23 protein-coding genes and 1 rRNA gene are annotated in these 25441 nt (G+C 71.8%); 11 read left to right on the forward strand and 13 right to left on the reverse strand.

All coding sequences use genetic code 11. The annotated features are described in order from the left end of the window. Positions 1-67: ribosomal RNA gene (gene rrf, locus ABEB07_RS39145) — 5S ribosomal RNA — on the forward strand; the annotation flags it as partial. A 69-nt stretch (positions 68-136) separates the two neighbouring features. After that, on the forward strand, positions 137-712 hold the full coding sequence (locus ABEB07_RS05060) for a GNAT family N-acetyltransferase (RefSeq protein WP_345667204.1): 576 nt from the start codon (positions 137-139) through the stop codon (positions 710-712). Between the two features lie 14 nt (positions 713-726). On the opposite strand, the gene ABEB07_RS05065 is transcribed toward ABEB07_RS05060, so the two are convergent. The 6 genes from ABEB07_RS05065 to ABEB07_RS05090 form a co-directional block, all read right to left on the reverse strand. Continuing rightward, positions 727-2256: a type IV secretory system conjugative DNA transfer family protein gene (locus ABEB07_RS05065; protein WP_345667205.1), complete on the reverse strand. Its 1530-nt coding sequence runs from the start codon at positions 2254-2256 to the stop codon at positions 727-729. Positions 2257-2279: 23 nt separating this feature from the next. Continuing rightward, positions 2280-3704: an ATP-binding protein gene (locus ABEB07_RS05070; RefSeq protein WP_164588123.1), complete on the reverse strand. Its 1425-nt coding sequence runs from the start codon at positions 3702-3704 to the stop codon at positions 2280-2282. 14 nt (positions 3705-3718) lie between these two features. Beyond that, a complete protein-coding gene (locus ABEB07_RS05075) occupies positions 3719-5278 on the reverse strand; it encodes an SCO6880 family protein (RefSeq protein ID WP_176149562.1) in 1560 nt (519 codons plus the stop codon). Further along, on the reverse strand, positions 5275-6651 hold the full coding sequence (locus ABEB07_RS05080) for a hypothetical protein (RefSeq protein WP_345667206.1): 1377 nt from the start codon (positions 6649-6651) through the stop codon (positions 5275-5277). Before ABEB07_RS05080 ends, ABEB07_RS05075 begins: the two co-directional genes overlap by 4 nt. Beyond that, complete coding sequence (locus ABEB07_RS05085; RefSeq protein WP_345667207.1) at positions 6641-7495, reverse strand: hypothetical protein; 855 nt, start codon at positions 7493-7495, stop codon at positions 6641-6643. The genes ABEB07_RS05080 and ABEB07_RS05085 overlap by 11 nt, the downstream gene beginning before the upstream one ends. A 261-nt stretch (positions 7496-7756) precedes the next feature. Beyond that, positions 7757-8065: a hypothetical protein gene (locus ABEB07_RS05090; protein WP_009189392.1), complete on the reverse strand. Its 309-nt coding sequence runs from the start codon at positions 8063-8065 to the stop codon at positions 7757-7759. A 543-nt stretch (positions 8066-8608) separates the two neighbouring features. Here ABEB07_RS05090 and ABEB07_RS05095 point away from each other — a divergent pair. The 3 genes from ABEB07_RS05095 (at position 8609) to ABEB07_RS05105 (ending at position 11542) form a co-directional block, all read left to right on the forward strand. Then, positions 8609-9406: a trypsin-like serine peptidase gene (locus ABEB07_RS05095; RefSeq protein ID WP_164588118.1), complete on the forward strand. Its 798-nt coding sequence runs from the start codon at positions 8609-8611 to the stop codon at positions 9404-9406. Positions 9407-9589: 183 nt separating this feature from the next. After that, positions 9590-10591 (forward strand): C40 family peptidase, encoded by a 1002-nt coding sequence (locus ABEB07_RS05100; protein WP_345667298.1) that lies wholly within the window; start codon positions 9590-9592, stop codon positions 10589-10591. A gap of 246 nt (positions 10592-10837) precedes the next feature. Further along, complete coding sequence (locus ABEB07_RS05105) at positions 10838-11542, forward strand: phosphatase PAP2 family protein (protein WP_345667208.1); 705 nt, start codon at positions 10838-10840, stop codon at positions 11540-11542. 137 nt (positions 11543-11679) lie between these two features. Here ABEB07_RS05105 and ABEB07_RS05110 read toward each other — a convergent pair whose 3' ends face one another. Continuing rightward, a complete protein-coding gene (locus ABEB07_RS05110) occupies positions 11680-13281 on the reverse strand; it encodes an FAD-binding oxidoreductase (RefSeq protein WP_345667209.1) in 1602 nt (533 codons plus the stop codon). 408 nt (positions 13282-13689) lie between these two features. On the opposite strand from ABEB07_RS05110, the gene pstS reads away from it, so the two are divergent. The 4 genes from pstS (at position 13690) to pstB (ending at position 17835) form a co-directional block, all read left to right on the forward strand. Continuing rightward, on the forward strand, positions 13690-14817 hold the full coding sequence (pstS, locus tag ABEB07_RS05115; RefSeq protein WP_345667210.1) for a phosphate ABC transporter substrate-binding protein PstS: 1128 nt from the start codon (positions 13690-13692) through the stop codon (positions 14815-14817). A gap of 101 nt (positions 14818-14918) precedes the next feature. Further along, positions 14919-15926, forward strand: coding sequence for a phosphate ABC transporter permease subunit PstC (gene pstC, locus ABEB07_RS05120; RefSeq protein ID WP_164588114.1), 1008 nt, complete (start codon positions 14919-14921; stop codon positions 15924-15926). Continuing rightward, positions 15923-16987, forward strand: a complete 1065-nt coding sequence (gene pstA, locus ABEB07_RS05125; protein WP_345667211.1) for a phosphate ABC transporter permease PstA — start codon at positions 15923-15925, stop codon at positions 16985-16987. Before pstC ends, pstA begins: the two co-directional genes overlap by 4 nt. A gap of 71 nt (positions 16988-17058) precedes the next feature. Then, on the forward strand, positions 17059-17835 hold the full coding sequence (gene pstB / locus ABEB07_RS05130; RefSeq protein WP_164588112.1) for a phosphate ABC transporter ATP-binding protein PstB: 777 nt from the start codon (positions 17059-17061) through the stop codon (positions 17833-17835). 157 nt (positions 17836-17992) lie between these two features. Here pstB and ABEB07_RS05135 read toward each other — a convergent pair whose 3' ends face one another. Together ABEB07_RS05135 and ABEB07_RS05140 are read right to left on the reverse strand one after the other, a co-directional pair. Beyond that, the gene (locus ABEB07_RS05135; protein WP_164588111.1) at positions 17993-18991 is read right to left on the reverse strand and encodes an inorganic phosphate transporter; all 999 of its coding nucleotides are present in this window, start codon (positions 18989-18991) and stop codon (positions 17993-17995) included. Between the two features lie 7 nt (positions 18992-18998). Then, positions 18999-19619 carry a DUF47 domain-containing protein gene (locus tag ABEB07_RS05140; protein ID WP_009189381.1) on the reverse strand — a complete coding sequence of 207 codons (621 nt, stop codon included), beginning with the start codon at positions 19617-19619 and terminating at the stop codon, positions 18999-19001. A gap of 203 nt (positions 19620-19822) precedes the next feature. Here ABEB07_RS05140 and ABEB07_RS05145 point away from each other — a divergent pair, with 203 nt between their 5' ends. After that, positions 19823-20170, forward strand: a complete 348-nt coding sequence (locus ABEB07_RS05145; protein ID WP_345667212.1) for a metal-sensitive transcriptional regulator — start codon at positions 19823-19825, stop codon at positions 20168-20170. 52 nt (positions 20171-20222) lie between these two features. Here the strand turns inward: ABEB07_RS05145 and ABEB07_RS05150 are convergent, their stop codons facing one another. After that, positions 20223-20402 carry a hypothetical protein gene (locus ABEB07_RS05150; protein WP_164588109.1) on the reverse strand — a complete coding sequence of 60 codons (180 nt, stop codon included), beginning with the start codon at positions 20400-20402 and terminating at the stop codon, positions 20223-20225. A 67-nt stretch (positions 20403-20469) separates the two neighbouring features. Then, entirely contained in the window at positions 20470-21309 is an 840-nt protein-coding gene (locus ABEB07_RS05155; RefSeq protein ID WP_345667299.1) for a hypothetical protein, read from the reverse strand. A gap of 136 nt (positions 21310-21445) precedes the next feature. On the opposite strand from ABEB07_RS05155, the gene ABEB07_RS05160 reads away from it, so the two are divergent. Then, positions 21446-21652 carry a hypothetical protein gene (locus tag ABEB07_RS05160; protein ID WP_176152011.1) on the forward strand — a complete coding sequence of 69 codons (207 nt, stop codon included), beginning with the start codon at positions 21446-21448 and terminating at the stop codon, positions 21650-21652. A 73-nt stretch (positions 21653-21725) separates the two neighbouring features. Here ABEB07_RS05160 and ABEB07_RS05165 read toward each other — a convergent pair whose 3' ends face one another. Together ABEB07_RS05165 and ABEB07_RS05170 are read right to left on the reverse strand one after the other, a co-directional pair. Beyond that, positions 21726-22916 carry a CHAD domain-containing protein gene (locus ABEB07_RS05165; RefSeq protein WP_345667213.1) on the reverse strand — a complete coding sequence of 397 codons (1191 nt, stop codon included), beginning with the start codon at positions 22914-22916 and terminating at the stop codon, positions 21726-21728. Continuing rightward, positions 22897-25254: an RNA degradosome polyphosphate kinase gene (locus ABEB07_RS05170; protein ID WP_425588952.1), complete on the reverse strand. Its 2358-nt coding sequence runs from the start codon at positions 25252-25254 to the stop codon at positions 22897-22899. Before ABEB07_RS05170 ends, ABEB07_RS05165 begins: the two co-directional genes overlap by 20 nt. Positions 25255-25441: the final 187 nt, after the last annotated feature.

Consider the following 25441-nt stretch of genomic DNA (forward strand, 5'->3'; position numbering starts at 1 on the left):
AGCTAAGCCTTACAGCGCCGATGGTACTGCAGGGGGGACCCTGTGGGAGAGTAGGACACCGCCGAACAATTTTTGAGAAAAGGCCCACGCCGGAAACGGTGTGGGCCTTTTCTTTTTTCTGGACTACCGTGACCCCATGAGCAGCCCTGACAGTCCCGACAGCGACGAGAAGTACCTGGTCCGTGCCATACGCGCCGACGAGTGGCCCGCCGTGAAGACGCTGCGGCTGCGTGCGTTGCAGGACCCGATCGCCCACCTCGCCTTCCTGGAGACGTACGACAACGCTGCCGCCAAGCCGGATTCCTTCTGGCGGGAGCGGGCGGCCGGGGCCGCCGAAGGCGCGGTCGCCATGCGGCAGTTCATCGCGGAGGCGCCCGACGGGGAGTGGGTCGGGAGCGTCACCGTGCTGATCGAGGAGCCCGGGACGAAGGACTGGGCCGGCTGCCCGGTCGAACAGCGGCAGGGGCATCTCGTCGGCGTGTACGTACGGCCCGAGCACCGCGGCTGCGGTCTCACCGAGGTCCTGTTCGACGAGGCCGTGCAGTGGGCCTGGTCGGTCGGCCTGGAGCGGGTGCGGCTGTTCGTGCACGAGGACAACGGGCGGGCCCAGCGCTTCTACCGGCGGTTCGGGTTCGTGCCGAGCGGCCACACCGTGCCCATGTCCGGGCATCCCGAGCAGACCGAGCTGGAGTACGTACTCGATCGGGCCTGAGGCCGGCGGGGCCGTCAGGCCGGCAGTTCGTCGTGCGGCCAGCGGGCGCGGCCCTGTTCCCGGGAGCGGAGCAGGGCCAGGGTCGGCAGTCCCCGCCCGGCGCCCGCGGCCAGCAGTTCGGGGAGCTGGGGCAGTGGCGCCACGGCCGCCACGTCGTCCAGGACGAGGGCGAGTGGTGGGTCGAGCCGACCGGAGGATGACCGTTCGGCCATGCGCCGGCCGCGCTCGACCACGCTTGCGGCGAGCGCCGTCAGAAGAGGCATGGCGCCCGGGTTGGTGCGAGGGTCCTCGATGGATTCCCCCACCACGTAAAGCGTTCCCCCTTCGTTGACGAAGGAATCCAAGGCGAGCGCATCATTTCGGTGCGGAGTGCAGGCCTCGCGGACGTTCACCGTGAAGAGGGCGGCCAGGGCACGGCTCGTCAGCTCCTGGGCGATGTCGCGGCGTTCGGGGTGCGAGGTGAGCGCGGCCTCCAGCTCTCCCGCGGCGCCGGCGGCCGCCTTCGGGCTGGTGCGCAGGGTCCGTACCGCGTCCTGGAGCTGGGTGCCCTGCGACCAGCGGTGCACGTGGCGGATGGTGCGGCCGTCGACGGCGGCGGCGTGCAGGAAACTGCGCAGCAGGGTCTCCGCGGTGTCGGCCACCGCCTGGTCGATTCTCGCGCTCGGGCGGACCGGGGCGAGGAGGGCCCTCGCCCGCGCCAGGGCGGTCTGCTTGTCCTCGCAGCCGGCCGTGGGGGACCAGTGCAGCCGGGCCGGGGTGTCGCACAGGTGCGTGGGGTCGTAGAGGAGGACCGGGCCGAGTTTGGCGCGGGAGTCCTTGGTGTCCTGCCACAGTGCCGGGTTCGAGGTGACGACGAGGGCGGGGCCGGCGGCGTCGCGGATCGCCTGGGCGGCCGGGCCCCGGCGTTCCTCCCGCGGCGCGACGAGCACGGTGGGCCGCGGAGCCTCCGGGAACGCCGTCGGCGGCGGTTCCTCGGCTGCGGGCGCGGGCGCCTCCGGCCCGGGTGTCCGTACGGGTGCCGGCTGCTGGGGGGCGGTGCGAGGTTCCGCCGGTGTGCGGGCGGGGGCGGTGCGCTGGAGGGGGACCTCGTGGTGGGCGGGGGCGTCGTACGGGACCGGTGCGGGCTCCGCCGGCCCCCGCTCCCTGGCCACCGCCGCTTCCGCGCGTCGGCGGGCCCGGCCGGCCCGCCAGCGGGTCAGCGTGCCCAGGACGAACACGGTCAGCACGCACAGCACCATCAGCTGGCCGATGAACAGGCCCCAGAACAGGCCGTACCCGGAGAGCGCGGCCGGTGGGGTGCCGGGCCAGGCGCCGGGGAGGTCGTGCGGTCGCGCGGCGAGGTGGCGCATGGCCAGGGGCGTACGGGTGAAGGAGACGCCGGACGGCCAGGAGCCGTGGCTGAACAGGCCGGCCAGGCCCGTCGCCGTCCACACCAGCAGCGTCATGCCGAGGAGGAAGGCGAGGAGGCCGATCAGCAGGCCGTCGGGAATGCCGCCCTGGCCGTCCCGACGGCCACCGCCCTGCCCGCGGTCGTCCGGTCTCACCGCTGTGCGCCTCTCTGTAGGCCCTAGGCCACCGTCGACTCGGAGGAGCCGCCCAGGTCGGGGACGTGCTGCTCCACGAAGGCCGCCGCCCGTGCCTCGGCCTCCAGTTCGGCGGCGCGCAGCGCGTCGTCGGCCAGGCGGTCGAGGGAGGACTCGGTCATGGCGCGGTCGGTGAAGACCAGCGGCCGTTCGGTCTCGGTGATCAGGTGCTTGACGACCTGGACGTTGCCGTTGACGTCCCACACCGCGATGCCCGGGGTCAGGGTCGGGATGATCTCCACCGCCCAGCGGGGCAGGCCGATCACCCGGCCGGTGGCGCGGGCCTCGTCGGCCTTCTGGGCGTAGATGGTGCGGGTGGAGGCCATCTTCAGGATCGCCGCGGCCTCCTTGGCCGCCGCGCCGTCCACCACGTCGGACAGGTGGTGGACGACCGCGACGAAGGAGAGGCCCAGCCGGCGCCCGAACTTCAGCAGCCGCTGGAACAGCTGGGCGACGAACGGGCTGTTGATGATGTGCCAGGCCTCTTCCACCAGGAAGATGCGCTTCTTGCGGTCGGGGCGGATCCAGGTGTGCTCCAGCCACACGCCGACGATCGCCATGAGGATGGGCATGGCGATGGAGTTGCGGTCGATGTGGGACAGGTCGAAGACGATCAGCGGCGCGTCCAGGTCGATGCCGACCGTGGTCGGGCCGTCGAACATGCCGCGCAGGTCGCCGTCGACCAGACGGTCCAGCACCAGGGCGACGTCCAGGCCCCAGGCGCGTACGTCGTCTATGGCGACGTTCATCGCCTCGGCCGACTCGGGCTCGGGGTGGCGCAGTTGCTCGACGATGTCGGACAGCACCGGCTGGCGCTGCACGATCGTCTCGTTGACGTAGGCGTGCGCGACCTTCAGGGCGAAGCCGGAGCGTTCGTCCAGGCCGTGGCCCATGGCGACCTCGATGATGGTGCGCAGCAGCGCCAGCTGGCCCGTGGTGGTGATCGACGGGTCCAGCGGGTTGAGGCGGATGCCGTGGTTGAGGGCGGCCGTCGGGTCGAGGCGGATGGGAGTTATCCCCAGCTCCTCGGCGATGAGGTTCCACTCGCCGACGCCGTCCTCGCCCTGGGCGTCCAGGACGACGACCTGGCGGTCGCGGAAGCGCAGCTGGCGCAGGACGTAGGTCTTCTCCAGCGCCGACTTGCCGTTGCCGGACTCGCCGAGGACCAGCCAGTGCGGGGCGGGCAGCTGCTGGCCGTACAGCTGGAAGGGGTCGTAGATGTAGCCCTTCCCGGAGTACACCTCGCGGCCGATGATGACGCCCGAGTCGCCGAGGCCGGGGGCGGCGGTGGGCAGGTAGACCGCCTGGGCCTGGCCGGTGGAGGTGCGCACCGGGAGCCTGGTCGTCTCGACCTTCCCGAACAGGAAGGACGTGAAGGCGTCCGTGAGCGCGGTCAGCGGGTCCCGCATCAGAGCATCAGCCCCTACCGTCGGATTCCGGTGGCGAACGGGAGCGTGTTCACGAAGGCGCGGTGGTGCTCGCGGTCGCACCACTCCAGCTTGAGGTACGACTTGCCGGCCGACGCCCTGATGGTGCGCTTGTCGCGGGCCAGGGCCTCGGGGGTGCGGGAGGAGACGGTGATGTAGCCGACCAGGTTGACGCCGGCGGCGCCGCTGGCGAGGTCCTCGCCGCGCTGGTCGATGCGGTTGTGGGCGGCGACGTCGCGCGGGTCGACGGTGCGGTTCATCTTGGCGGCGCGGCTGGCCTCGGCGACGTCGTTCGTCTTCTCGGTCAGCATGCGTTCGATGGCGACCTCGGTGGGTTCCAGGTCCATCGTGACGGCGACGGTGCGGATGACGTCCGGGGTGTGGACCAGGAGCGGGGCCAGGAAGTTGACGCCCACGGGGGTCATCGGCCACTCCTTGACCCAGGCGGTGGCGTGGCACCAGGGCTCGCGGGTGGTGGACTCGCGGGTCTTGGCCTGGAGGTACGTGGCCTCGCGGGCGTCCAGCTCGGCGGGCCAGGCGTTGCGCCGGGTCATCGCCTGGATGTGGTCGATCGGGTGGTCCGGGTCGTACATGGAGTGGATCAGCGAGGCGAGCCGGCCCTGGCCGAGCGGCTGGCGCACCCGGATGTCGGCCTCCTGGAGGCGGGAGCAGATGTCGGTCAGCTCGCGGGCCATGACGACGGCGAGGCCGGCGTCGCGGTCCAGCTTGCGGCCGGACTGCGGGCGGGTGGCGCGGGCCATGGCGTGCGCCTCGGCGGCCAGTTCGCGGGTGAAGTGCATGCAGGCGACGAGGTAGGCGCGGTGCTGCTCGCTGCTGGTGGAGACCATGGACTGGAGCTGGTCGTAGGACTGCTGGAGCCAGCCCGGGGCGCGCTCGTCGCCACGCTGGGTGACGTCCTTGGCGTGCGCGTCGGGGTCGGCGGGCAGGGTGCGGGCGAGCATCTGGAGGCGGGTGACGAAGCCGTCGCCGTTGGCCACGTGCTTGAGCAGGGTGCCGAAGCGGTCGACCAGGGCCTCCTGGTCCTCGGAGTCGCGCAGGCCGACGCCGGGGCCCTCGATCTCGATGGCGGCGGTGACGGTCTTGCGGTCGGCGTGCAGCAGGACGGCGATCTCGTCGGGGCCGAAGGGCGCGGCGAGCCAGGTGATGCGGCCGATGCCGGGCGGCGGGCCGATCTCGATCTCGCGGCCGTCGGTGCGGGTGCCGGCCTCCATCGCGCCGGAGCGGTAGGCGGCGTTGCGCTTGACGGTGCGCTTGTAGCTGCGGTTGATCTCGAACCACTTGTAGAAGGTGCGGTGCCGGTAGGGCACGTAGACGGCGGCGAGGGCCAGCAGCGGGAAGCCGGTCAGCAGCACGATGCGCAGGGGCAGCACCGGGACGAGGAGCCCGCACATCATGCCGATGGCCGCGCCCACGACGATGAGGGCGATCTCGCCCGTCTCGCGGTTGCGGCCGACGATGGCGTTCGGCCGGGCGCGGCCGATCAGATAAGTACGGCGGGGCGCGATCCCGGGGGACACGTGGGATTCGGTCGTCAACGCCCTTCACCTCCCGTGCGGTTGGTACTGCTGTTGCGGGTGCTGCTGGCGTGCGGGGTGTTGACCGGGCTGGGCGCCCGGGGGGCCGGGGTGGCGGAGGGGACGGATCCGCCGCCGCCGTCGGAGGCGCGCGAGCCGTGCGCGGCGAATCCTCCGGAGGCGGGGTTGGCCGGGCGGGGGGCGGAGCCGCCTCCGCCTCCGCCGCCGTTGCTGTCGGCGCGGGTGCTGTGGGTCTTGATGCCCTGGGCGACCATGGTGGCCGGGGAGCTGATGACGGCGGCGGCCTTGCGTTCGGCGCCCTGCATGATGCGGTTGTTGCGGCCGGCCGCGATCTCGTCGCCGAAGCCGGGGACGAAGCGGTAGATCATCGCGCTGGCGAAGATGGCGAGCAGGATGATGGCGAGGCCGGAGACGACGGCGCCGAGGGCGTCGGGGCCGCTGTCGGAGGTGGTGAGGGCGCTGGCCAGGCCGAGGACGATGACGATGACCGGCTTGACCAGGATGACCGCGATCATGATGCCGGCCCAGCGGCGGACGTGGCCCCAGAGGTTCTTGTCGACGAGTCCCGAGTAGACGACGACGCCGAGCAGGGCGCCGACGTAGAGCAGGATGGCGCGCAGGAACATCTCCAGGTAGAGGATGCCGGCGGCGAGGATGGAGACGAGGGAGACCAGGATCAGCATGATCGGGCCGCCGCCGATGTCGGTGCCCTTGTCCAGGGCGCCGGCGAAGGTGCCGAAGAACGTGCCGGTCTGGTCGCCGGTGGCCTTGGCCAGGACGTCGCTGACGCTGTCGGTCGCGGAGACGACGGTGTAGAGGATCAGCGGGGTGAAGGCGGAGGCGAGGACGGTCAGCCACAGGAAGCCGACCGCTTCGGAGATCGCGGTGGTCAGCGGTACGCCGCGCACGGCCCGCTTGGCCACGGCCAGCAGCCACAGCAGCAGGGTGAGGATGGCCGAGGCCGCGAAGACGATGGCGTACTGCTGGAGGAACTTCTGGTTGGTGAAGTCGACGGTGGCGGTCGACTGCACGGCGGTGCTGAGCTGCTTGACCGTCCAGGAGGCGGCGTCGGCGCAGCCCTTGGCGAGGGAGGAGAGGGGGTCGAGGGCGGAGGTGGGGTCGGAGGTGGTCGCCCCGCTTCCCTTGCTCTCGTTGCCGCGCTCGCAGTACTTCTTGGCCTCGCCGAAGATGAGGTCGCAGTTGTCCTTGCTCGGTGAGGGCGACGGTGACGACGGCGGCGTGGCCGCGCCCGATGGTGTCCCGCCGGGCGAAGGGGGCGCGGCGACGGCACGGGTCGCCAGCAGGACGGCCGACGTCTGTACGGCTGCCACGACTCCGGTGAGCCCCAGCGCGCGCTGCCTGCTACCGGGCATACGTGAACCCTCCGTACTCCTCGATGGCCTTGCTGATCTCGTCGGAGGTGGCGGCCCTGTCGTCACCGGGGACCGGGGCGGGGCCGTCCTTCTGCGAGTCGGCGACGATCTTCCAGTCGTTCCCGGTCCACCGCAGGTCGAACGTCCAGGTCTTCCAGGACGCGGTGACCGGGTCGGTCGAGCCCTGGCCGGACATGCCGATGAGGCCCACGTACCAGACGGCAACCCGGGCGGCGCTGTCGCCGTACTGCTGGACGGTGGCGCCCAGGGGGGTCACCCGGGAGACGAACGTGCTGCGGGACGGTGGGTTGCCGTTGGCGTCCAGGCCCATCTTGGCGAGGAAGTCGGCGGAGTATGCCTGGTCCATCGGGCCCTGGAGCTTCGCCGCGGCCTCGGAGGTGTAGAGGAGGTTCACGAGGGAGTGCCGGCTGGCCTTGTCGAACATGCCGGTCGAGCCCAGTGTCACGGCGTAGTTCGCCGCCGCGCTCTGTGCGCCGCTTTCGTCGTGGGGGAAGCCGGAGGGGATGCCCGCGGTCCTGGTGGTGACGGGTTTGTCGCCGGAGGCGGCCGTCGGCGCGGCCTTCGGTTTGTCGCCGCCGTCGCCGGAGGCGCCCGAGCCGCCGTTTCCGCCGCCGTGGTTCGCGAAGGCGATCGCGCCGATGAGCAGCACGACCACGGCGACCACCGTGATCAGTCCCCGGGAGGACGAGCGGGAGCCGCGGCGCGCGCCGCCGTAGGGGTCGCCGGCGCGGTCGGGGAGCCTGGTGCGGGTGCGGCCGCCGTCGTAGTACTCGTCGTCGGCGCGTGCGGACTCACCGAACCCGTGCTCGTCTCCGAGACTCATGTCCCGTACGCTCCCTCGACCTCGACCTCGACCTGAACCTCGTACCCCTCGTACCGGAACGCGTGGAAGTACGACGGTAGCCGTGCTGGTTGCCGCGTGGGCGCGGTGTGGTGACTCGACATCAGGGAAGCGCAACCTCGGCCGGTGGGCACGGTGGGTGGGTGGGGGCAGCGGGGGCACCGGGCGGCGTCCTCGGGGCCGGCCGGCGGCCTGGGCGGCGCACCGTGCGCGGCGTGCGCGGGTGTGCGCCGGTCACCCGCTCTACACGGCCATGCCGTACACGATGGTGAACAGCGTGCCGAGGGAGCCGATGATGAACACCCCGGTGAGGCCGGCGATGATCAGGCCCTTGCCCTGTTCCGCGCTGAAGGTGTCGCGCAGGGCGGTCGCGCCGATGCGCTGCTTGGCGGCTCCCCAGACGGCGATGCCGAGGCAGAGCAGGATGGCCACCGCCATCACCACCTCGATCATCACCTTCGCCTCGTTGCCCAGGCTGCCGAAGGGGCCCCAGTTCGGGGCGATCCCGCCGATGATGGTGTTGATGTCTCCCTTGTCGGCCGCAAAGAGCATGTAAGTCACCGCCCCTGGTGGGTAGTTCCGCGGCCCCTGCGGGCGCGCAGAGGTCAGGCTCATTGTCGCCGACGATGACGCCCGCGTATGTCGACTTGGCGCCATTGCCTGGCGAGTTTCGTACGTATGGTTACTGTGTGTATCACGGCAGGTCACGACGGGCAATGAAGTTCGACCGAAACCTGCCGTGTGGACCTGTCGTTCTCACTTCTCCCGCCCGGCGCGGTTTCTGACGGCCAGTCGGGTGAGCGCTGTCTCGATGGTCTCACGCTTCGCCGCTCCGGCGGCCCCGCGGCGCCGACGGAGTCGTGGCGTCCGCCGGTGCGCGCCGGGCGCCGGGGAGGACTGGGGCGCGCGGTCCGGGGCATCAGGTGCGCGGAGGGCGGTCGCCGGCGCCGTTCGGTGCGCCGGCCGGGCCCGTGGACCGGGGTCGGGGCGAGGAGGACGATGCGGGGCGCAGTGTGCGGTGATCGGGGGTTTCACAGGAAATTCTCAGTGAAGTCCGGACCCGTTTCTCACCTTCGTGGGTCACAGTGGGGCCTGATGATGCGCACCTCAGGTAACCAGAGTCCCGCTCGTCACGGACGCTCTCGTCGCCGCGCCCGGAACCAGGCGCTGTTCGTCGCCGTGGCGGTGATAGCGGTCACTTCCGCGTCCGTCGCGGCCGCCGACGACGGGTCGGGCCCGCTCGGAGTGACCGCGGTCTCCGCCACCACTCCGCCGAGCGCCCGGGTCGGCGCGCTGTTCGCGGCGGACAAGGCCGGCGCGCTGTCCGGGAACCACTTCTGCACCGCCTCGGTCGTGCACAGCGCGGGCCGGAACCTGATCCTGACGGCCGCGCACTGCGTGAGCGGCGACCGGGACCTGGTCTTCGTGCCGGGCTACCGGGCCGGGAAGGCGCCGTACGGCGTGTGGTCGGTGCGCAAGCGCTTCGTGCCCGGCGGCTGGTCCCGCGACCAGGACGAGGACAGCGACCTGGCCTTCGCCGTGCTCGACCCGCTCAAGGGCGACGACGTCGAGGACGTCGTCGGCGCCAACCGGTTCGTCACGGGCCGGCGGACCGGGGTCACGCCGGTGACCGTCAGCGGCTATCCCGACGAGCGCGAGGTGCCGGTCAGCTGCACCAACCGGCCCAGCGCGCACAGTGACACCCAACAGCGCATCGACTGCCCGAAGTTCACCAGCGGCACCAGCGGCAGCCCGTGGGTGAACGGCCGGCACGAGACCGTCGGCGTCCTGGGCGGCCACGAGATGGGCGGCTCCACTCCGGACACGTCCTACAGCGTCGTCTTCGCCGACGAGGCGGCGGAGCTGTACGAGGTCGCGGCGGGCGCTTCCTAGGAGGCCCGCGCGTGCCCGGGAAGGTTCTCGCGGGCGCGTTCCCGTGGTGCCGCCCGGTGTGGCCGTGCGGTGGCCGGTCCGTGTCGGCGGACCGTTTTCGGGTGTGTGGTCCCCTCTGAAAATAGGCAAGGCGACCTTAAGCTGTCCGCAGGCCGAATCGCGGCGGGCGGAGGGTGATTGACGGTGCGTAAGGGCTGGGTCGTGGCGTGCGCCGTCGTCGGTTCCGGGGTCTCCTTCGTGCTGGTGCTGGTGGTCGGCGTCTACGTCGTCGCGGGCAACATCGTGAACGGGGTGGGCGGCGGGTCCGTCGGGCTCGCCAAGGGCGCGGTGCCGGCCGCGTACCAGACGCTCGTGCAGAAGTGGGGCAATCTCTGTCCGGCCCTCAACCCGGCGCTGCTGGCCGCCCAGCTGTACCAGGAGAGCGGGTTTAACCCGAACGCCAAGTCCCCGGCGGCGGCCGAGGGGATAGCGCAGTTCATCCCCGGCACCTGGGCCACGCACGGCGTCGACGGCGACGGCGACGGCAGGCGTGACGTCTGGGACCCGGACGACGCGATTCCGTCCGCCGCCTCCTACGACTGCGAACTGGCCAAATATGTGCGGACGGTGCCGGGCAACGCCACGCACAACATGCTCGCCGCGTACAACGCGGGGGCAGACGCGGTCATCCGGTACGGCGGGGTGCCGCCGTACGCCGAGACGCGGAACTACGTGAAGACGATCACCACCCTGGAGAAGAGCTTCGCCGCTCCGGTGACCCGGGTGGACCCCTCGGAGCAGGCCGCCACCGCCATCTCCTACGCGCAGAGCAAGCTGGGCACGCCCTATCTGTGGGGCGGGGAGGGGACCGCGGCGCAGGGCGGGCGGTTCGACTGCTCGGGGCTGACCCGGGCGGCGTACGGAAGCGCGGGGATCGCGCTGCCTCGGGTGGCCAACGACCAGTACAACGCCGGTCCGCACCCCAAGCGGGAGGAACTCCTGCCGGGCGATCTGGTGTTCTTCTCCGACGATCTGACCAATTCGCGGGCCATCCGGCACGTGGGCATCTACGTCGGCGGCGGCTACATGATCGACGCCCCGCGCACGGGCGCCGTGATCCGCTTCGACCCCATCGACACACCGGACTACTTCGGGGCGACCCGGGTAACGGAAGATGGCGCGAAAGCGCTCCCCATCGCGGTGTGAACCGAGCGTGAACCATGGCCCTGAGCTGCGGCGACGAGTCTCTCTTCGGTAACGTCTGCGTGATCATTCGGTGGAGTGCGGAACGTATTCGGCGGGCCCGTGCGTTCCTGTTGACGTAGCCAAGCCGACGTCGGGCGCGGTGCCTGACGCGCGCACGCAGCGGGAGCGGACCTACGACCACGGGGGTGGCAGGAGCGGCGCACGCAGGGTGCGACCGGAACGACACGACGAAGGGGCCGCAGCACCATGGCTGGACTCGCCGAATCCGGGTCGAACCCCGACGTCGACCTGCTCTACGACATCAACGGCCTCGCCAAGGACGCCCCGCACTGGTTCGACCGGGCGGTGGAGTACGTCGGGGAGTACGGGTTGCTGCTCGCCTCGGTGCTGCTGGTGGTGTGGTGCTGGTGGTCCGTGCGGCGGCGGGGCGGCGAGCACGCCGCGGGGTCGGTCGCCGCGCTGGTGTGGGCGCCGCTGGCCGCCGGGATCGCGGTGCTGGTGAACGTGCCGATACGGGGGTTCGTGGAGCGGCCCCGGCCGTTCCGGGATCACCAGGGTCTGGATGTGCTGGTCTCCGGGAAGACCGACTTCTCCTTCGTCAGCGACCACGCCACGATCACCATGGCGATGGGGGTCGCGCTGTTCGTCGCGAACCGGCGGTTCGGTCTCGCGGGGATCGCGGTGGCGCTGCTGGAGGGCTTCTGCCGGGTGTACATGGGCGTGCACTACCCGACCGACGTGGTGGGCGGGTTCGCGCTCGGCACCGCCGTGGCGCTGCTGCTGTCGCCGATGGCGATGGCGTTGCTGACGCCCGTGGTGAAGGCGGTCGAGGGGACCGCCTGGGGGGCGTGGCTGGTGCGGGGGCGCGGGCAGCGGGGCGCCGAGGCCGTGGTGGCGGAGGCGCGGGGCGAGGAGCGGGCGTCGGTGGAGGAGCGGGACCTGGCCGCGTGAGGCCGTCCGGCGGTGCGTGCGGCCGCTCCGGTGTGCTTGTGAGGCAGCCCCGGCGTGCGTGAGGCCGGCCCGGCGGCGTGTGAGGTCGGCCTTGCCGCCTCTGGACCCGAGCAGGGTCTGCGGCCGGGCCGGGCGGGTTACAGGCCCTGCGGGAAGGTGAAGAAGCCCGTGGGGTCGTACTGCTGCTTCAGCTGCTTCAGGCGGGGCGCCGCCGCGCCGTAGTACGCCGTGCGCCAGTCGGTGAGGGTGGGGTCGGTGTAGTTCTGGTAGGCGGCGCCGGAGGCGTACGGCCTCATCGCGCCGTGCGCCGACGTCAGCCAGGACTGAGCCGTCGTGCCGGCCGTGCCGGGCGTCCAGGACGCGATGTACTGGGCCAGCATCCGTGAGCGGCGGTGGACGAACGCCGTCGCCGTGGGCGCGACCCGGTTGACCGCGCCGCCGAGCGCGACCAGCGCGACCGAGCCCGCGCCGCCGCGCACGCCCCGGACCTGGGCCAGGAGCGCTTGGACGCCGGCCGCGGAGAGCGAGCGGTCGAAGAAGTCCGAGCGGGCCGCGTACGTCTCGCGGCCCAGCCTGCCCTGCGGGGAGCGGCCGGGCGTCGGGCCGGGCAGATGGCACTGCGGCTCGCTCGGGAAGGACGAGCAGCCGGCGTACGCCTCCATGGCCTCCCGGTAGGAGTGGCGGCGCAGGGAGACGCCGGTGGCGCGCGCGCCGATCCGCGCCGCCAGACGGTCCACCGCGTTCTGGAGTTCGCCGTACGTGCCCAGGGAGAAGGCGGCCACCGACACCCTCGGGGCGCCGCCGGGGGTGTTCTCCAGGTGCAGGGAGGACCAGATCTCGTCCGGCTGGCCGGGCCCCCACTCCTGCCAGGCCGTCACCACGGCGGCCGCCCGGGCCCACGGCCAGGTGAGGTGGGCGGAGACGGCCTGCGGTGCGGGGTGGGTGCGGAAGCGCAGTTCGGTGACGACGCCGAAGTTGCCGTTGCCGGCGCCGCGCAGCGCCCAGAAGAGGTCCTTGTTCTCGGTGGAGTTCGCGGTCAGCGTCCTGCCGTCGGCGGTGACGACGGTGGCCTGGGTGAGGCTGTCGCAGGTCAGGCCGTAGGCGCGGGAGACCACGCCGTGGCCGCCGCCGAGGGTGAGGCCGGAGACGCCCACCGTGGGGCACGAGCCGGCGGGTATGGTCACGCCCTTGGCGGCCAGGGCGCGGTAGACATCGATGAGTTTCGCCCCGGCGCCCACCACCGCCGAGGTGCCGCTCGCCCGGACCTGGTTGAGCCGGGACACGTCGACGACCAGGCGGCCGTCGCCCGAGGACCAGCCGGCGTAGGAGTGGCCGCCGTTGCGCACGGCGACGCGGAGGCCGCGGGCGCGGGCGTAGGAGAGGGCCGTGCGGATGTCGTCGGGGTGCGCGACGTAGGCGACGGCGGCCGGGCGCAGGCCGTCGAAGCGGGTGTTGTAGAGCTGACGGGCCGTCGTCCAGTCGCTGTCGCCGGGGCGGAGCAGGGCGCCGTCCAGGGTGCGGGCGAGCGCGGCCCAGTCGGCGGCGGTGCGGTGCGCCGCCCCGGACGCCCCGGAGATCCTGGCGGACCCGGAGGAACCGGATGCCCCGGAAGCCAGGGTCGTACGGGAGGCGGCCGCGCCGGACGCGGCGCCGTTCCCGCCCGAACCGCCGCTGCACGCACCCGTGGCGAGCGCGGCGAGGGTCGCCGTGCCGCCCGATATGAACGCACGCCGTTCCATGTCGCGCCCTCCCTGTCGGTCTCGTATAGGCCCCGCATCGGCCCTGCATCGGCCCCGTGAACCGAGACGGCCGCCGGACCCGGCGGGTTCCTCCCCGGGGCGGAAGTCTGCCAGGGCGGTCCGGAGCGGACGCCCACCCGGACGCCCACCCTTGCGCGCACCCCGCCGTCGGACCTCCCGTCGGACCTGCCGTCGGGACCTGCACGTGTTCTCCCCGTGAGCGTTCCGTGACCTCACCGTGCCGACGGCAGGGGTTCACCCCGCGTTCACTTCCGGCCATCGGCGGCTTCACCTGTTCTGCCTAATTTCGGCCTTACCCGGTGCTGGTGCGCGACTCGGCGCACCGGTGTCGCCCACTCTTCGCACGCCGCCGGACAGGACGGCGGCAACTGGAAGGAACTCCCTCAAGTGAAGCTTCAGCGCAAGAACCGGCGGGCACTCGCTCTCGGCGCTCTCGCCGTCTCCGGCGCCCTGGCCCTCACAGCGTGCGGCTCCGACGACACGGGCGGCAAGGACAACGCCGGTGGCGGCAGCAGCACCGCGGCCTCCAACAGCTCCATCAAGTGCGACGGGGCCAAGGGCCAGCTGCTGGCCGACGGCTCCTCCGCGCAGAAGAACGCGATCGACGCCTGGGTGAAGGAGTTCAGCCAGGCCTGCGGCGTGCAGATCAACTACAAGGGCGGCGGCTCCGGCGCCGGTGTGACCGCGTTCGGCCAGGGCCAGGTCTCCTTCGCCGGCTCCGACTCGGCGCTCAAGCCGGAGGACGTCGCCGCGTCCAAGAAGGTCTGCTCCGGCGGCCAGGGCATCGACCTGCCGATGGTCGGCGGCCCGATCGCGGTCGGCTACAACGTCCCCGGCGTCTCGGACCTGGTGCTGGACGCGCCGACCCTGGCGAAGATCTTCGACGACAAGATCCAGAACTGGAACGACCCGGCGATCAAGAAGCTCAACCCGAACGCCAAGCTGCCCGACCTGAAGATCCAGGCCTTCCACCGCTCGGACGAGTCCGGCACCACGGACAACTTCACCAAGTACCTGAAGGCCGCCGCCCCGAGCGACTGGACGTACTCCGGCGGCAAGGCCTGGCAGGCCAAGGGCGGCCAGGCGGCCCCGCAGTCCTCCGGCGTGGCCCAGCAGGTCAAGCAGACCAACGGCGCCATCGGCTACTTCGAGCTGTCCTACGCCAAGGACCTGTCCACGGTCGCCATCGACACCGGCGCCTCCGCCCCGGTCAAGGCCACCGTCGACGGCGCCACCAAGGCCATCGCCGACGCCAAGGTCGTCGGCACCGGCAGCGACCTGTCGCTCAAGCTGAACTACGCCACCAAGGCCGACGGCGCCTACCCGATGGTCCTGGTCACCTACGAGATCGCCTGCGACAAGGGCAACAAGGCCGACACGCTGCCCGCGACCAAGGCGTTCCTGCGCTACATCGCCAGCGAGGACGGCCAGAAGATCCTCACCGAGAAGGACTACGCCCCGATCCCCGAGGCGATCATCAGCAAGGTCCGCACCACCATCGAGGGCCTGAGCTGATCCGAGTGCGGCCGGCCCCCACCCGGGGCCGGCCGCACCGTCCGGTGCACCGCCGCCAGGGGCCGTGAAAACGTGTACGGCTCCGCAGACCGGAGAACCCGATGGACATATCCACACAGCACACCGACGCCGCCGCGTCCCCCGGCGCGCCCGGCCCGGCCGCGCACCAGCGCGCCGCCCGCGCCGTCGCCCGCCCCGGAGACCGGATCTTCATCGGCCTGACCCGCGGGTCGGGCATCCTGCTCCTGGTGATCATGGCCGCGATCGCGGTCTTCCTCACCTACCGCGCGTGCCTCGCCATCAGCGACGACCACGGCAACTTCCTCACCACCTTCGAGTGGAACACCGGCCTGACCCCGCCGAGCTTCGGCATCGCCGTGCTCGTCTACGGCACGGTCGTCTCGTCGGTCATCGCCATGGCCATCGCGGTCCCGGTCGCGGTCGCCATCGCCCTCTTCCTCACCCACTACGCCCCGCGCCGCTTGAGCGGCCCGATCGCCTACGTGATCGACCTGCTCGCCGCCGTGCCGTCCATCGTCTACGGCCTGTGGGGCGCGCTGATCCTCGTCCCGCACATGAACGGCCTGTTCGGCTGGCTGGACAAGTACCTCGGCTGGACCGGGATCTTCTCCTGGAACGGCGGGGCGCCCCGCTCGATGCTCACCGTGGGCATCCTGCTGGCGATCATGATCCTGCCGATCATCACCAACGTGAGCCGCGAGGTCTTCCGGCAGGTCCCGCGCATGCACGAGGAGGCCGCCCTGGCCCTCGGCGCCACGCGCTGGGAGGTCATCCGCATGTCGGTGCTGCCCTTCGGCCGCTCCGGCGTGATCTCCGCCTCGATGCTCGGCCTCGGCCGCGCGCTCGGCGAGACGATGGCCGTGGCCACCGTGCTCTCCCCGACCTTCGAGATCAAGGCCAGCCTGCTCGACTCGGGCGGCGGCACCTTCGCCCAGAACATCGCCAGCAAGTTCAGCGAGGCGACCGAGTTCGGCCGGGACGCGCTGATCGCCTCCGGTCTGGTGCTCTTCGTCATCACCCTGCTGGTCAACGGCGCGGCCCGGCTGATCATCGCCCGCCGCAAGGAGTACTCGGGGGCCAACGCATGAGCACCGCAGCGATGTCCGACAAGCAGCGGCCGAGCAGCCTGCGCGGCGCCTCGCTGCCCCGGTGGACGCCCTGGGCGATCGCGGCCGGCTCGCTCGCCGTCGCGATCGTCCTCGGCCTGGCCGGCGGTCTGCACAGCCGCGTCCAGTGGGGCCTGATCGCCGCCGTCCTCTTCGTCCTCGGCACCTACGGCGTCACCGCCCGCGTCGAGGGCCGCCGGCAGGCCAAGGACCGCGTCGTGACCAGCCTGGTCTGGGTCGCCTTCCTGATCGCCCTGGTGCCGCTGATCTCCCTGGTGTGGGTGACCGTCAAGCGCGGTGTGAAGGTCCTCGACCCCTACTTCCTCACCCACTCGATGGGCGTGGTCGCCGACACCGAGCCGGGCGGCGGCATCTACCACGCCATCATCGGCAGCCTGGAGCAGGTGGGCCTGGCCACCCTGATCGGCGCGCCGGTCGGCGTCCTCACCGCGATCTACCTGGTGGAGTACGGCCGCGGCGCCCTCGCCCGCTCCGTCACCTTCTTCGTCGACGTGATGACCGGCATCCCGTCGATCGTCGCCGGTCTGTTCATCCTCAGCCTGATGCTGATGACCAAGACGCAGCCGTTCGGTTTCGCCGGCTCGCTGGCCCTGGCCATCCTCATGATGCCGGTCGTGGTCCGCTCCACCGAGGAGATGCTCAAGCTCGTCCCGAACGAGCTGCGCGAGGCATCCCTCGCCCTGGGCGTGCCCAAGTGGCGCACGATCCTCAAGGTGGTCCTGCCGACCTCCCTGGGCGGCATCACCACCGGCATCGTGCTGGCCATCGCCCGTATCGCGGGCGAGACCGCGCCCGTGCTGCTGCTGGTGTTCGGCAACCCGTTCATCAACACGAACCCCTTCGAGGGGGCGCAGTCCTCGCTGCCGCTGTACATCTACCAGCAGTACGCGAACAGCGCGGGCGAGGGAGCGGCGTACGACCGCGCGTGGGCGGCCTCGCTCACCCTGATCGCCTTCGTGATGATCCTCAACCTGGCGGCCCGCGGCATCGCCCGCTGGAAGGCGCCCAAGACCGGTCGTTGAAGCACCGACGCGCGGCCGGCGCCGCGCGAGCCCTTCCGGCGACACCCAGACTTTTTGGAAGTGAACCAGTCATGGCCAAGCGAATCGACGTGAGCGGACTCACCGCCTACTACGGCTCCCACAAGGCGATCGAGGACATCTCGATGACGGTCGAGCCGCGTTCGGTGACGGCCTTCATCGGGCCGTCCGGCTGCGGCAAGTCGACGTTCCTGCGCACCCTGAACCGCATGCACGAGGTCACCCCCGGCGGCCGGGTCGAGGGCAAGGTGATGCTCGACTCAGAGGACCTCTACGGCTCCGGCATCGACCCGGTCTCCGTCCGCCGCGAAGTGGGCATGGTCTTCCAGCGGCCCAACCCCTTCCCCACCATGTCGATCTTCGACAACGTGGCGGCGGGGCTGCGGCTGAACGGCAAGTACCGCAAGAGCGAGCTGAACGACATCGTCGAGAAGTCGCTCAAGGGCGCCAACCTGTGGAACGAGGTCAAGGACCGGCTGAACAAGCCGGGCTCGGGCCTGTCCGGCGGCCAGCAGCAGCGGCTGTGCATCGCCCGCGCGATCGCGGTCGAGCCGAAGGTGCTGCTCATGGACGAGCCGTGCTCCGCCCTCGACCCGATCTCGACCCTCGCCATCGAGGACCTGATCGGCGAGCTGAAGGAGCGCTTCACGATCGTCATCGTGACGCACAACATGCAGCAGGCCGCCCGTGTCTCGGACCGCACCGCGTTCTTCAACCTGGCCGCGGTCGGCCAGCCGGGCCGGCTGATCGAGATCGACGACACCGAGCGGATCTTCTCCAACCCGTCGGTGCAGGCCACGGAGGACTACATCTCCGGCCGCTTCGGCTGATCCCGGCGCCCGTCCTCGGCGACGGGGCCGGCGAGTCCCCTCGCGGTGCTGCATGGCGGTGCCACCGCGAGGACGCGGAAGGGCCCGTTCCCGGTTTGCCCGGGGCGGGCCCTTACGTATGCGCTCGGCTACCTATGCGCGCGGCGCGCGGCGTTTTCTACAGGAACGCCAGGTTGATCAGGGAGAAGGCGGCGGCCGCCACCAGCGCCGCGGCCGGCATGGTGATGAACCAGCCGAGCACGATGTTCTTGGCGACGCCCCAGCGGACCGCGTTGACCCGCTTGGTCGCGCCCACGCCCATGATCGCGGAGGTGATCACATGGGTGGTGGAGATCGGCGCCTTGAACAGGAACGCCGTGCCGAACATGATCGACGCGCCGGTCGCCTCGGCGGCGAAGCCCTGCGGCGGGTCCAGCTCGATGATCTTGCGGCCCAGGGTGCGCATGATGCGCCAGCCGCCCGCGTAGGTGCCCAGCGACAGCATCAGCGCGGAGACCAGCTTCACCCACACCGGGATGGGGTCGCCGTAGGTCTCGGCGCCGCCGATGACCAGCGCCATCACCACGACGCCCATGGTCTTCTGCGCGTCCTGGAGACCGTGGCCGAGGGCCATGCCGGCCGCCGAGACGGTCTGCGCTATGCGGAAGCCGCGCTTGGCCTTGTGCGGGTTGGCGCGGCGGAAGATCCACATGATCGCCGTCATCACCAGGTAGCCGCCGACCAGGCCGACCACCGGGGACAGGAACATCGGGATGACGATCTTGTCGAGGACTCCCGACCAGTGCACCGCCGTGCCGCCGGCCAGCGCCGCGCCGACCAGGCCGCCGAACAGGGCGTGCGAGGAGGACGAGGGCAGGCCGAAGTACCAGGTGACCAGGTTCCACACGACGCCGCCGAGCAGGGCCGCGAAGAGGATGGCCATGCCCTGGCCGCCGGTGGGCGTGTCGATCAGGCCCTCGCTGACCGTCTTGGCGATGCCGCTGCCGAGGAAGGCGCCGGCGAGGTTCATCACCGCGGCCATCGCCAGCGCGGCCCGCGGCGTGAGCGCGCGGGTCGACACGGAGGTGGCGATGGCGTTGGCGGAGTCGTGGAAGCCGTTGGTGTACGCGAAACCGAGCGCGACCAGGATGGTCAGTATCAGAGCGAAGGTGTCCATGGACGCCTCAGGACTCCTTGACCGCGATGGTCTCCACCGTGTTCGCCACGTGCTCGAAGGCGTCCGCCGCCTCCTCCAGCACGTCCACGATCTGCTTGAGCTTCAGCACCTCGATCGCGTCGTACTTGCCGTTGAACAGGTGGGCGAGGAGCTTGCGGTGGATCTGGTCCGCCTGGTTCTCCAGGCGGTTCACCTCGATCCAGTACTCGGTGAGGTTGTCCATGGTCCGCAGGTGCGGCATGGCCTCCGCCGTGAGCTCCGCGGCCCGCGCCAGCACCTCGATCTGCTGCTCGACGCCCTTGGGCAGTTCCTCGACGTTGTAGAGGACGACCAGGTCGACGGCCTCCTCCATGAAGTCCATGATGTCGTCGAGGGACGAGGCGAGGGAGTAGATGTCCTCGCGGTCGAAGGGCGTGATGAAGGAGGAGTTCAGCTGGTGGAAGATCGCGTGTGTGGCGTCGTCGCCCGCGTGCTCCGCGGCCCGCATGCGCTCTGCGATCTCGCCCCGGGCGGAGGAGTCCGCCCCGAGCAGTTCCATCAGGAGCTTCGAGCCCGTGACGATGTTGTCCGCGGACGCGGCGAACATGTCATAGAAGCTCGTCTCCCTGGGGGTCAGACGAAAGCGCACGTGTGGTCCTCGGGGTGCTTCGGTTTCGGTCAGGGTGATGCTAAGCGCATCATCCGGCCACGGCTAAGGGGCCGTCCCCAGTGTCGCCCATCAGGCACAGTGGTCGGCACGGGGGCGGACCAAGGCTCCTGTACCCCGGAAAATTCGTTACCATATACCGGGCAGGGGTATGTCTGCCCATCTTGTTCCAGCAGGAGGACGCGATGACGACCACCGAGGCCGGCGCGACGGCGCCCTGCGAGAGCGAACAGGGCGGGCCGGGGCACGTCACCCACGGCTACCACAAGCAGAAGGACGAGCACCTCAAGCGGCTGCGCCGGATCGAGGGCCAGATCCGGGGCCTGCAGCGCATGGTCGACGAGGACGTCTACTGCATCGACATACTCACCCAGGTGTCCGCCTCCACCAAGGCCCTCCAGTCCTTCGCGCTGCAACTGCTGGAGGAGCACCTGCGGCACTGCGTGGCCGACGCGGCCGTCAAGGGCGGCGCCGAGATCGACGCCAAGGTCGAGGAGGCCACGAAGGCGATCGGCCGGCTGCTGCGGACGTGACGCGCGTGACGCGGTGACGTGAGTCACACAGCGGCGGGCACCGTGCCGGAACTCACCGGCCGGTTTCCGTCCGTCGCTCCTCGGTCACCCTCAGCACCTCGTCGATGCACTCCAGACTGAGCCGTCCCCGGGCCGCCGACGCCGCGATGATCAGCTCCCCGCACAGTTCGATCTCGGCGAGGGCCACGTGGTCCTGAACTGCCGTACCGCCGACCGGAGCCACGCGCGTCACCTCTTCTCTGCCGTCACCGGCTTCCTAGAGTAGGGAGGGCGGGGGTCGTGCGCATGGCACGTAAGGGCTAGTTCGCCTCGGCGATACGGCCGGTGTAGATGTCCCGGGCGTGCGGCAGGGTCACGGTGACCCGGGTGCCGAAGGCGAACAGCAGCGTCGTGGAGTCGACGGCCACCGGGCTGCCGCTGCGGCCGTTGACGAACGAGAAGCTCTGCCGGAGCTTGCGGACACGGCCCTGGTCGTCGAGGTACGCGTCGAACGGCACCTGCGCCGTGGCGAACCCTTTCGCCGCCGCCCGCAGCGCCGCCCGGTCGGCCCCCGAGGCGGCCCGCGCCGCCAGCGCCAGGTCGGCGGTGCCCCGGAAGTGCCGCACCGCCACCCCCGCCACCTCGGTACGCCCCAGGTACGTCGCCCTGCGCGTCCCGCGCAGCACCCCGGCCGCGACGAGCGGGTCGGTGGCGCCGCCGGTGACGAGATTGCCGTCGGACAGCGTCGCCGTCGCCACCCGCACCCACTTGTCGGCGGGCACGCCCGCGCCCCGGTGCTTCATGAACAGGGCGCCCGGCGCGAGGAGCTCCACGATCGGCACGTGCTCGGGGGCCCCGGCCGGATCGGTGGGCAGCACCACGGTGAGCTGTCCGAGCTGCCCGCGGAAGTCGTAGGCGCCCTCGCCGCGGATCGTCACCCGGGTCCCGCCGGTGGCCATCTCCATCGCCGTACGGGTCTGCGAACTGCCCGCCGACAGCAGCGCCTCGGGGGCGTGGCGCAGGGTGCGCACCGGATCGTCGGCGGCGCGGGTGTCCTCGGAGGCGGCGCCCACTCCGGCGCATCCCGAGACGCACGCGCAGAGCAGCAGCCCCGCCGCGAACACCGCGCCGTCCCTCTGCCGTCGCTGCCGCTTGGCCATCGCCTGCCTACCCCCAGCCGGTACGTCCGTCACGGGCCCCTCCTCGTCCGGATAACGACGGGTGGGGGACCCCGTCACGCGGGGACCGCCGCCACCGCGAACCGCAACCGGGCGTTCACCCGGCCTGGGTAGCGTGGTGGGCGTGGCGCAGCAGGAGGGGCAGGGCCCCGGCCAGGAGCAGCGGAACGCCCCGGAGTACCAGGGGCGCCCCGACCATCGCACGACGACCGCCGAGCAGGGCCGCTTCTGCGTGGCGCGGTGCAGCTGCGGCTGGCGCGGGCCCGCGCGCCGGGCGCGCAGCCTGGCGCGCACGGACGCGGAGGGGCACACGGGGGGCGGCTGACGGTGGGCGGCTGACGGGCGCGGGGTGGTGATTCGGTACCGCGGTTCCGGGCGGTGGCGCGCCGGCGCCGCGCTCAGCCGGCGCCGACCGTCCGTTTCTGCCAGGACTGCTGGAAGGCGAACCGCGCCGCCTCCACCTCGTGCCGCTGGTCGGCGTGGAGCACGCCGAGCGCGTACGCGGTCGCCGGGGCGATGCGCGGGGTGCGGGCCGCCGCCGACGCGGCCGCCGCCGCCTCGGCGGCGTCCCGGTGCCGGTTCAGCGCCTGGCCGGCCGCCAGCAGCCGCGGGTCCACCGGCGCGTCCGGGTCCTCGCCGCCGCGCAGCGCCTCGCAGGCGTAGCGGTGCAGGCGCAGCAGCAGCCGGACCTGGTGCCAGGGGGCGTCCTGCGGGTGCGGCGCCGGGTCCGGGGACAGGCCGTGGATCAGTGCCGCCGCGTTGTACGGGCTGCCCGCGGTGACCAGCGGCAGGGCGGCGACGGCGTCGGTCAGCCGCTCCTCGGCCGCGGCGGCCAGGGGGCGCAGGTCGGCGGTGTGCGCGGCGGGGGTGAGCGGGACGTCGCTGGCGAGGACGGCGACCTTGTCGGCCACCGCGTGGAAGCGGGCGGAGCCGAGGGCCTGGAGGGCGGTGGAGTGGGCGCGGGTGCGGGCCAGGGTGAGCTGGCGGTCGAGCAGGGCGCCCGCCTTGGCGGCGCCGACGGTGAGGTTGCCCCGGTCCGAGGGCGCGGGGCCTCTCGCCGGAGTCGTGGGACGGGGGACCGGGCCGGCGGGTGCCGTGGCGGGCACCGCGGCGCCCGCTCTGCCCCGGGCGCCGGCGGCGGGCTCCGGTGCGGCGGCGGTCCCCGGCGTCCCGGCGGCACGACTGCCCGCGGCCACCTCGACGAGCGCGTCCGCGGGCGCGTCGGCCCGCGGGGAGAGGCGGTTCAGGGCCTGGAGCAGGCGGTCAAGGCGGGAGTGGCAGGCGTGTTCCAGGGCCAGGGTGCCGGAGAGCCAGGCGAGTTCGGGGCGGAGTTCCTCTGCCCAGGTCTCCTCCAGCAGGGGGCGGAAGGTGTGCAGGCTGCCGCTGATGCGGCGGGCCGAGCGGCGCAGGGCGCGCGCCGCGTCGACGGGCTCCGCCGGGCCGCCCGCCCCGCCGCCGCTCTCCTGGTGCAGGCGCAGGGCGCGCAGGAACTCCGTCGCCTGGGCGCGCAGGTACGCCGCGAGGGCGGCGGCGGGCACGGACGCGGCGGCGGCCGTGGAATCCGTCGGGTCAAGGTGTCGCTGTGCCACGCCGGCGCCTCCGGGCGTCTATGAGCATCTCCTGAACGTTGCGCAGGGGCTGGCCGTCCGGATCGGTCGCGTGCCGGGTCCACTCGCCGTCCGGGCCGAGGTGCCAGGAGGCGGTGGTGTCGGACATGCCGGTCTCGAGCAGCCGGTTGAGCGTGGCCCGGTGGGTGGGATCGGTGACCCGGACCAGGGCCTCGATGCGGCGGTCGAGGTTGCGGTGCATCATGTCGGCGCTGCCGATCCACATCTCGGGTTCGCCGCCGCCGCCGAACCCGAAGACGCGGGAGTGCTCCAGGAAGCGGCCGAGGATGGAGCGGACGCGGATGTTCTCCGACAGGCCGGGGACGCCGGGGCGCAGCGCGCAGATGCCGCGCACCCACACGTCGACGGGGACGCCGGCCTGCGAGGCGGCGTACAGCGCGTCGACGACCGCCTCGTCGACCATGGAGTTGACCTTGATACGGATGAACGCGGGGCGTCCGGCGCGGTGGTGCTGGATCTCCTTGTGGATGCGGGAGACCAGGCCGTCGCGCAGGGACTTGGGGGCGACGAGCAGGCGGCGGTAGGTCTCGCGGCGGGAGTAGCCGGAGAGCCGGTTGAAGAGGTCGGAGAGGTCCGCGCCGACCTGCGGGTCGGCGGTGAGCAGGCCGAGGTCCTCGTAGAGGCGGGCGGTCTTGGGGTGGTAGTTGCCGGTGCCGACGTGGCTGTAGCGGCGCAGCGTGTCGTCGCCCTCCTGACGGACCACCAGCGACAGTTTGCAGTGCGTCTTCAGGCCGACGAGGCCGTAGACGACGTGGCAGCCGGCCTCCTCCAGTTTGCGCGCCCACTTGATGTTGGCGTGCTCGTCGAAGCGGGCCTTGATCTCGACCAGGACGAGGACCTGCTTGCCGGACTCGGCGGCGTCTATGAGCGCGTCCACGATCGGGGAGTCGCCCGAGGTCCGGTACAGGGTCTGCTTGATGGCGAGGACGTCGGGGTCGGCGGCGGCCTGCTCCAGGAAGGCCTGCACGGAGGTGGAGAAGGAGTCGTAGGGGTGGTGCAGCAGGACGTCGCGGCTGCGCAGCGCGGCGAAGATGTCCGGCGGGGAGGCCGATTCGACCTCGGCGAGGTCGCGGTGGGTGCCGGCGATGAACTTCGGGTACTTCAGCTCGGGCCGGTCCAGGCTGTGGATGCGGAACAGGCCGGTCAGGTCGAGGGGGCCGGGCAGCGGGTAGACCTCGGCCTCGCCGATCTTCAGCTCGCGCACGAGGAGGTCCAGGACCTCGCGGTCGATGGACTCCTCGACCTCCAGGCGCACCGGCGGCCCGAAGCGGCGCCGCATCAGCTCCTTCTCCAGTGCCTGGAGGAGGTTCTCGGTGTCGTCCTCCTCGACCTCCAGGTCCTCGTTGCGGGTGAGGCGGAAGGTGTGGTGCTCAAGGACCTCCATGCCCGGGAACAGCTCCTCCAGGTGGGCGGCGATGACGTCCTCGAGGGGGACGTAGCGGCCGGGGGAGCTCTCCAGGAAGCGGTTGAGCAGCGGGGGCACCTTGACGCGGGCGAAGTGGCGGTGTCCGGTGACCGGGTTGCGCACCACGACGGCCAGGTTCAGGGAGAGGCCGGAGATGTACGGGAAGGGGTGCGCGGGGTCGACGGCGAGGGGGGTCAGCACGGGGAAGATGCGCTGGCGGAAGAGGGTGAACAGGCGGGCCTGCTCCTTGTCCGTCAGTTCGCTCCAGCGCACCAGGTGGATGCCCTCCTCCGCCAGGGCGGGGGCGACGTCCTCGTGGTAGCAGGCGGCGTGCCGGGCCATCAGCTCGCGCGAGCGCGCCCAGATCATCTCCAGCACCTCGCGGGGCTGGAGCCCGGAGGCGGAGCGGGTGGCCACGCCGGTGGCGATGCGGCGCTTGAGGCCGGCCACCCGGACCATGAAGAACTCGTCCAGGTTGCTGGCGAAGATGGCGAGGAAGTTCGCGCGCTCCAGCAGGGGGGTGTTCGGGTCCTCGGCGAGTTCGAGGACCCGTTCGTTGAAGGCGAGCCAGCTGCGTTCGCGGTCGAGGAAGCGGCCCTGCGGCAGGGTGTCGGCGCCGTCCGCCGACTCGTCGTAGCCGTCGAGGTCGGCGTCGATGTCGGGGTCCAGGTCGGAGACCGCGGCCGCCACGGTGTGCGAGCGGTGGGCGGCGATCGCGCCCACGGAGGGCTGGACCGGCTGGAGCGGCTGGACCTGTGCTGCCTGGGCGTCTGACTGGCTCATGAATCCATTCTTCCGCGCGGGGGGCGATACAGGCGCGTCGGAAAGCGCGGGCGGGAGCACGGCGGCGGACCCCTCGGGGGGCGGCGGGGGCTCGGGCACGGCGGGCTTCATTGGGTGAGCGTCGCAAGCCAGTCTGAATCACCGGTTACGGCGACATGACGTGCGGGCTAGCGGGACACGGCTCGCGGGTTCCGGGGGAGGGGGTTCCTTGAGGGGGAGCGGGTCGGTTGTCCCGGCCCGGGAAAGCCGGGGCGGACCTCCCCCGGAACTCCGCCCTCGGCAGCCGCCGGGAAAATCG

Source organism: Streptomyces similanensis (assembly GCF_039543625.1).
Classification (GTDB): domain Bacteria; phylum Actinomycetota; class Actinomycetes; order Streptomycetales; family Streptomycetaceae; genus Streptomyces; species Streptomyces similanensis.

Excerpts from the sequence above, each read along its gene's own strand:
- ABEB07_RS05060 (WP_345667204.1), top strand. The coding sequence starts at position 137 with ATGAGCAGCCCTGACAGTCCCGACAGCGACGAGAAGTACCTGGTCCGT.
- ABEB07_RS05070 (WP_164588123.1), bottom strand. The coding sequence starts at position 3,704 with ATGCGGGACCCGCTGACCGCGCTCACGGACGCCTTCACGTCCTTCCTG.
- ABEB07_RS05080 (WP_345667206.1), bottom strand. The coding sequence starts at position 6,651 with ATGCCCGGTAGCAGGCAGCGCGCGCTGGGGCTCACCGGAGTCGTGGCA.
- ABEB07_RS05085 (WP_345667207.1), bottom strand. The coding sequence starts at position 7,495 with ATGAGTCTCGGAGACGAGCACGGGTTCGGTGAGTCCGCACGCGCCGAC.
- ABEB07_RS05090 (WP_009189392.1), bottom strand. The coding sequence starts at position 8,065 with ATGCTCTTTGCGGCCGACAAGGGAGACATCAACACCATCATCGGCGGG.
- ABEB07_RS05095 (WP_164588118.1), top strand. The coding sequence starts at position 8,609 with ATGATGCGCACCTCAGGTAACCAGAGTCCCGCTCGTCACGGACGCTCT.
- ABEB07_RS05105 (WP_345667208.1), top strand. The coding sequence starts at position 10,838 with ATGGCTGGACTCGCCGAATCCGGGTCGAACCCCGACGTCGACCTGCTC.
- ABEB07_RS05110 (WP_345667209.1), bottom strand. The coding sequence starts at position 13,281 with ATGGAACGGCGTGCGTTCATATCGGGCGGCACGGCGACCCTCGCCGCG.
- pstC (WP_164588114.1), top strand. The coding sequence starts at position 14,919 with ATGGACATATCCACACAGCACACCGACGCCGCCGCGTCCCCCGGCGCG.
- pstA (WP_345667211.1), top strand. The coding sequence starts at position 15,923 with ATGAGCACCGCAGCGATGTCCGACAAGCAGCGGCCGAGCAGCCTGCGC.
- pstB (WP_164588112.1), top strand. The coding sequence starts at position 17,059 with ATGGCCAAGCGAATCGACGTGAGCGGACTCACCGCCTACTACGGCTCC.
- ABEB07_RS05135 (WP_164588111.1), bottom strand. The coding sequence starts at position 18,991 with ATGGACACCTTCGCTCTGATACTGACCATCCTGGTCGCGCTCGGTTTC.
- ABEB07_RS05145 (WP_345667212.1), top strand. The coding sequence starts at position 19,823 with ATGACGACCACCGAGGCCGGCGCGACGGCGCCCTGCGAGAGCGAACAG.
- ABEB07_RS05155 (WP_345667299.1), bottom strand. The coding sequence starts at position 21,309 with ATGGCCAAGCGGCAGCGACGGCAGAGGGACGGCGCGGTGTTCGCGGCG.
- ABEB07_RS05170 (WP_425588952.1), bottom strand. The coding sequence starts at position 25,254 with ATGAAGCCCGCCGTGCCCGAGCCCCCGCCGCCCCCCGAGGGGTCCGCC.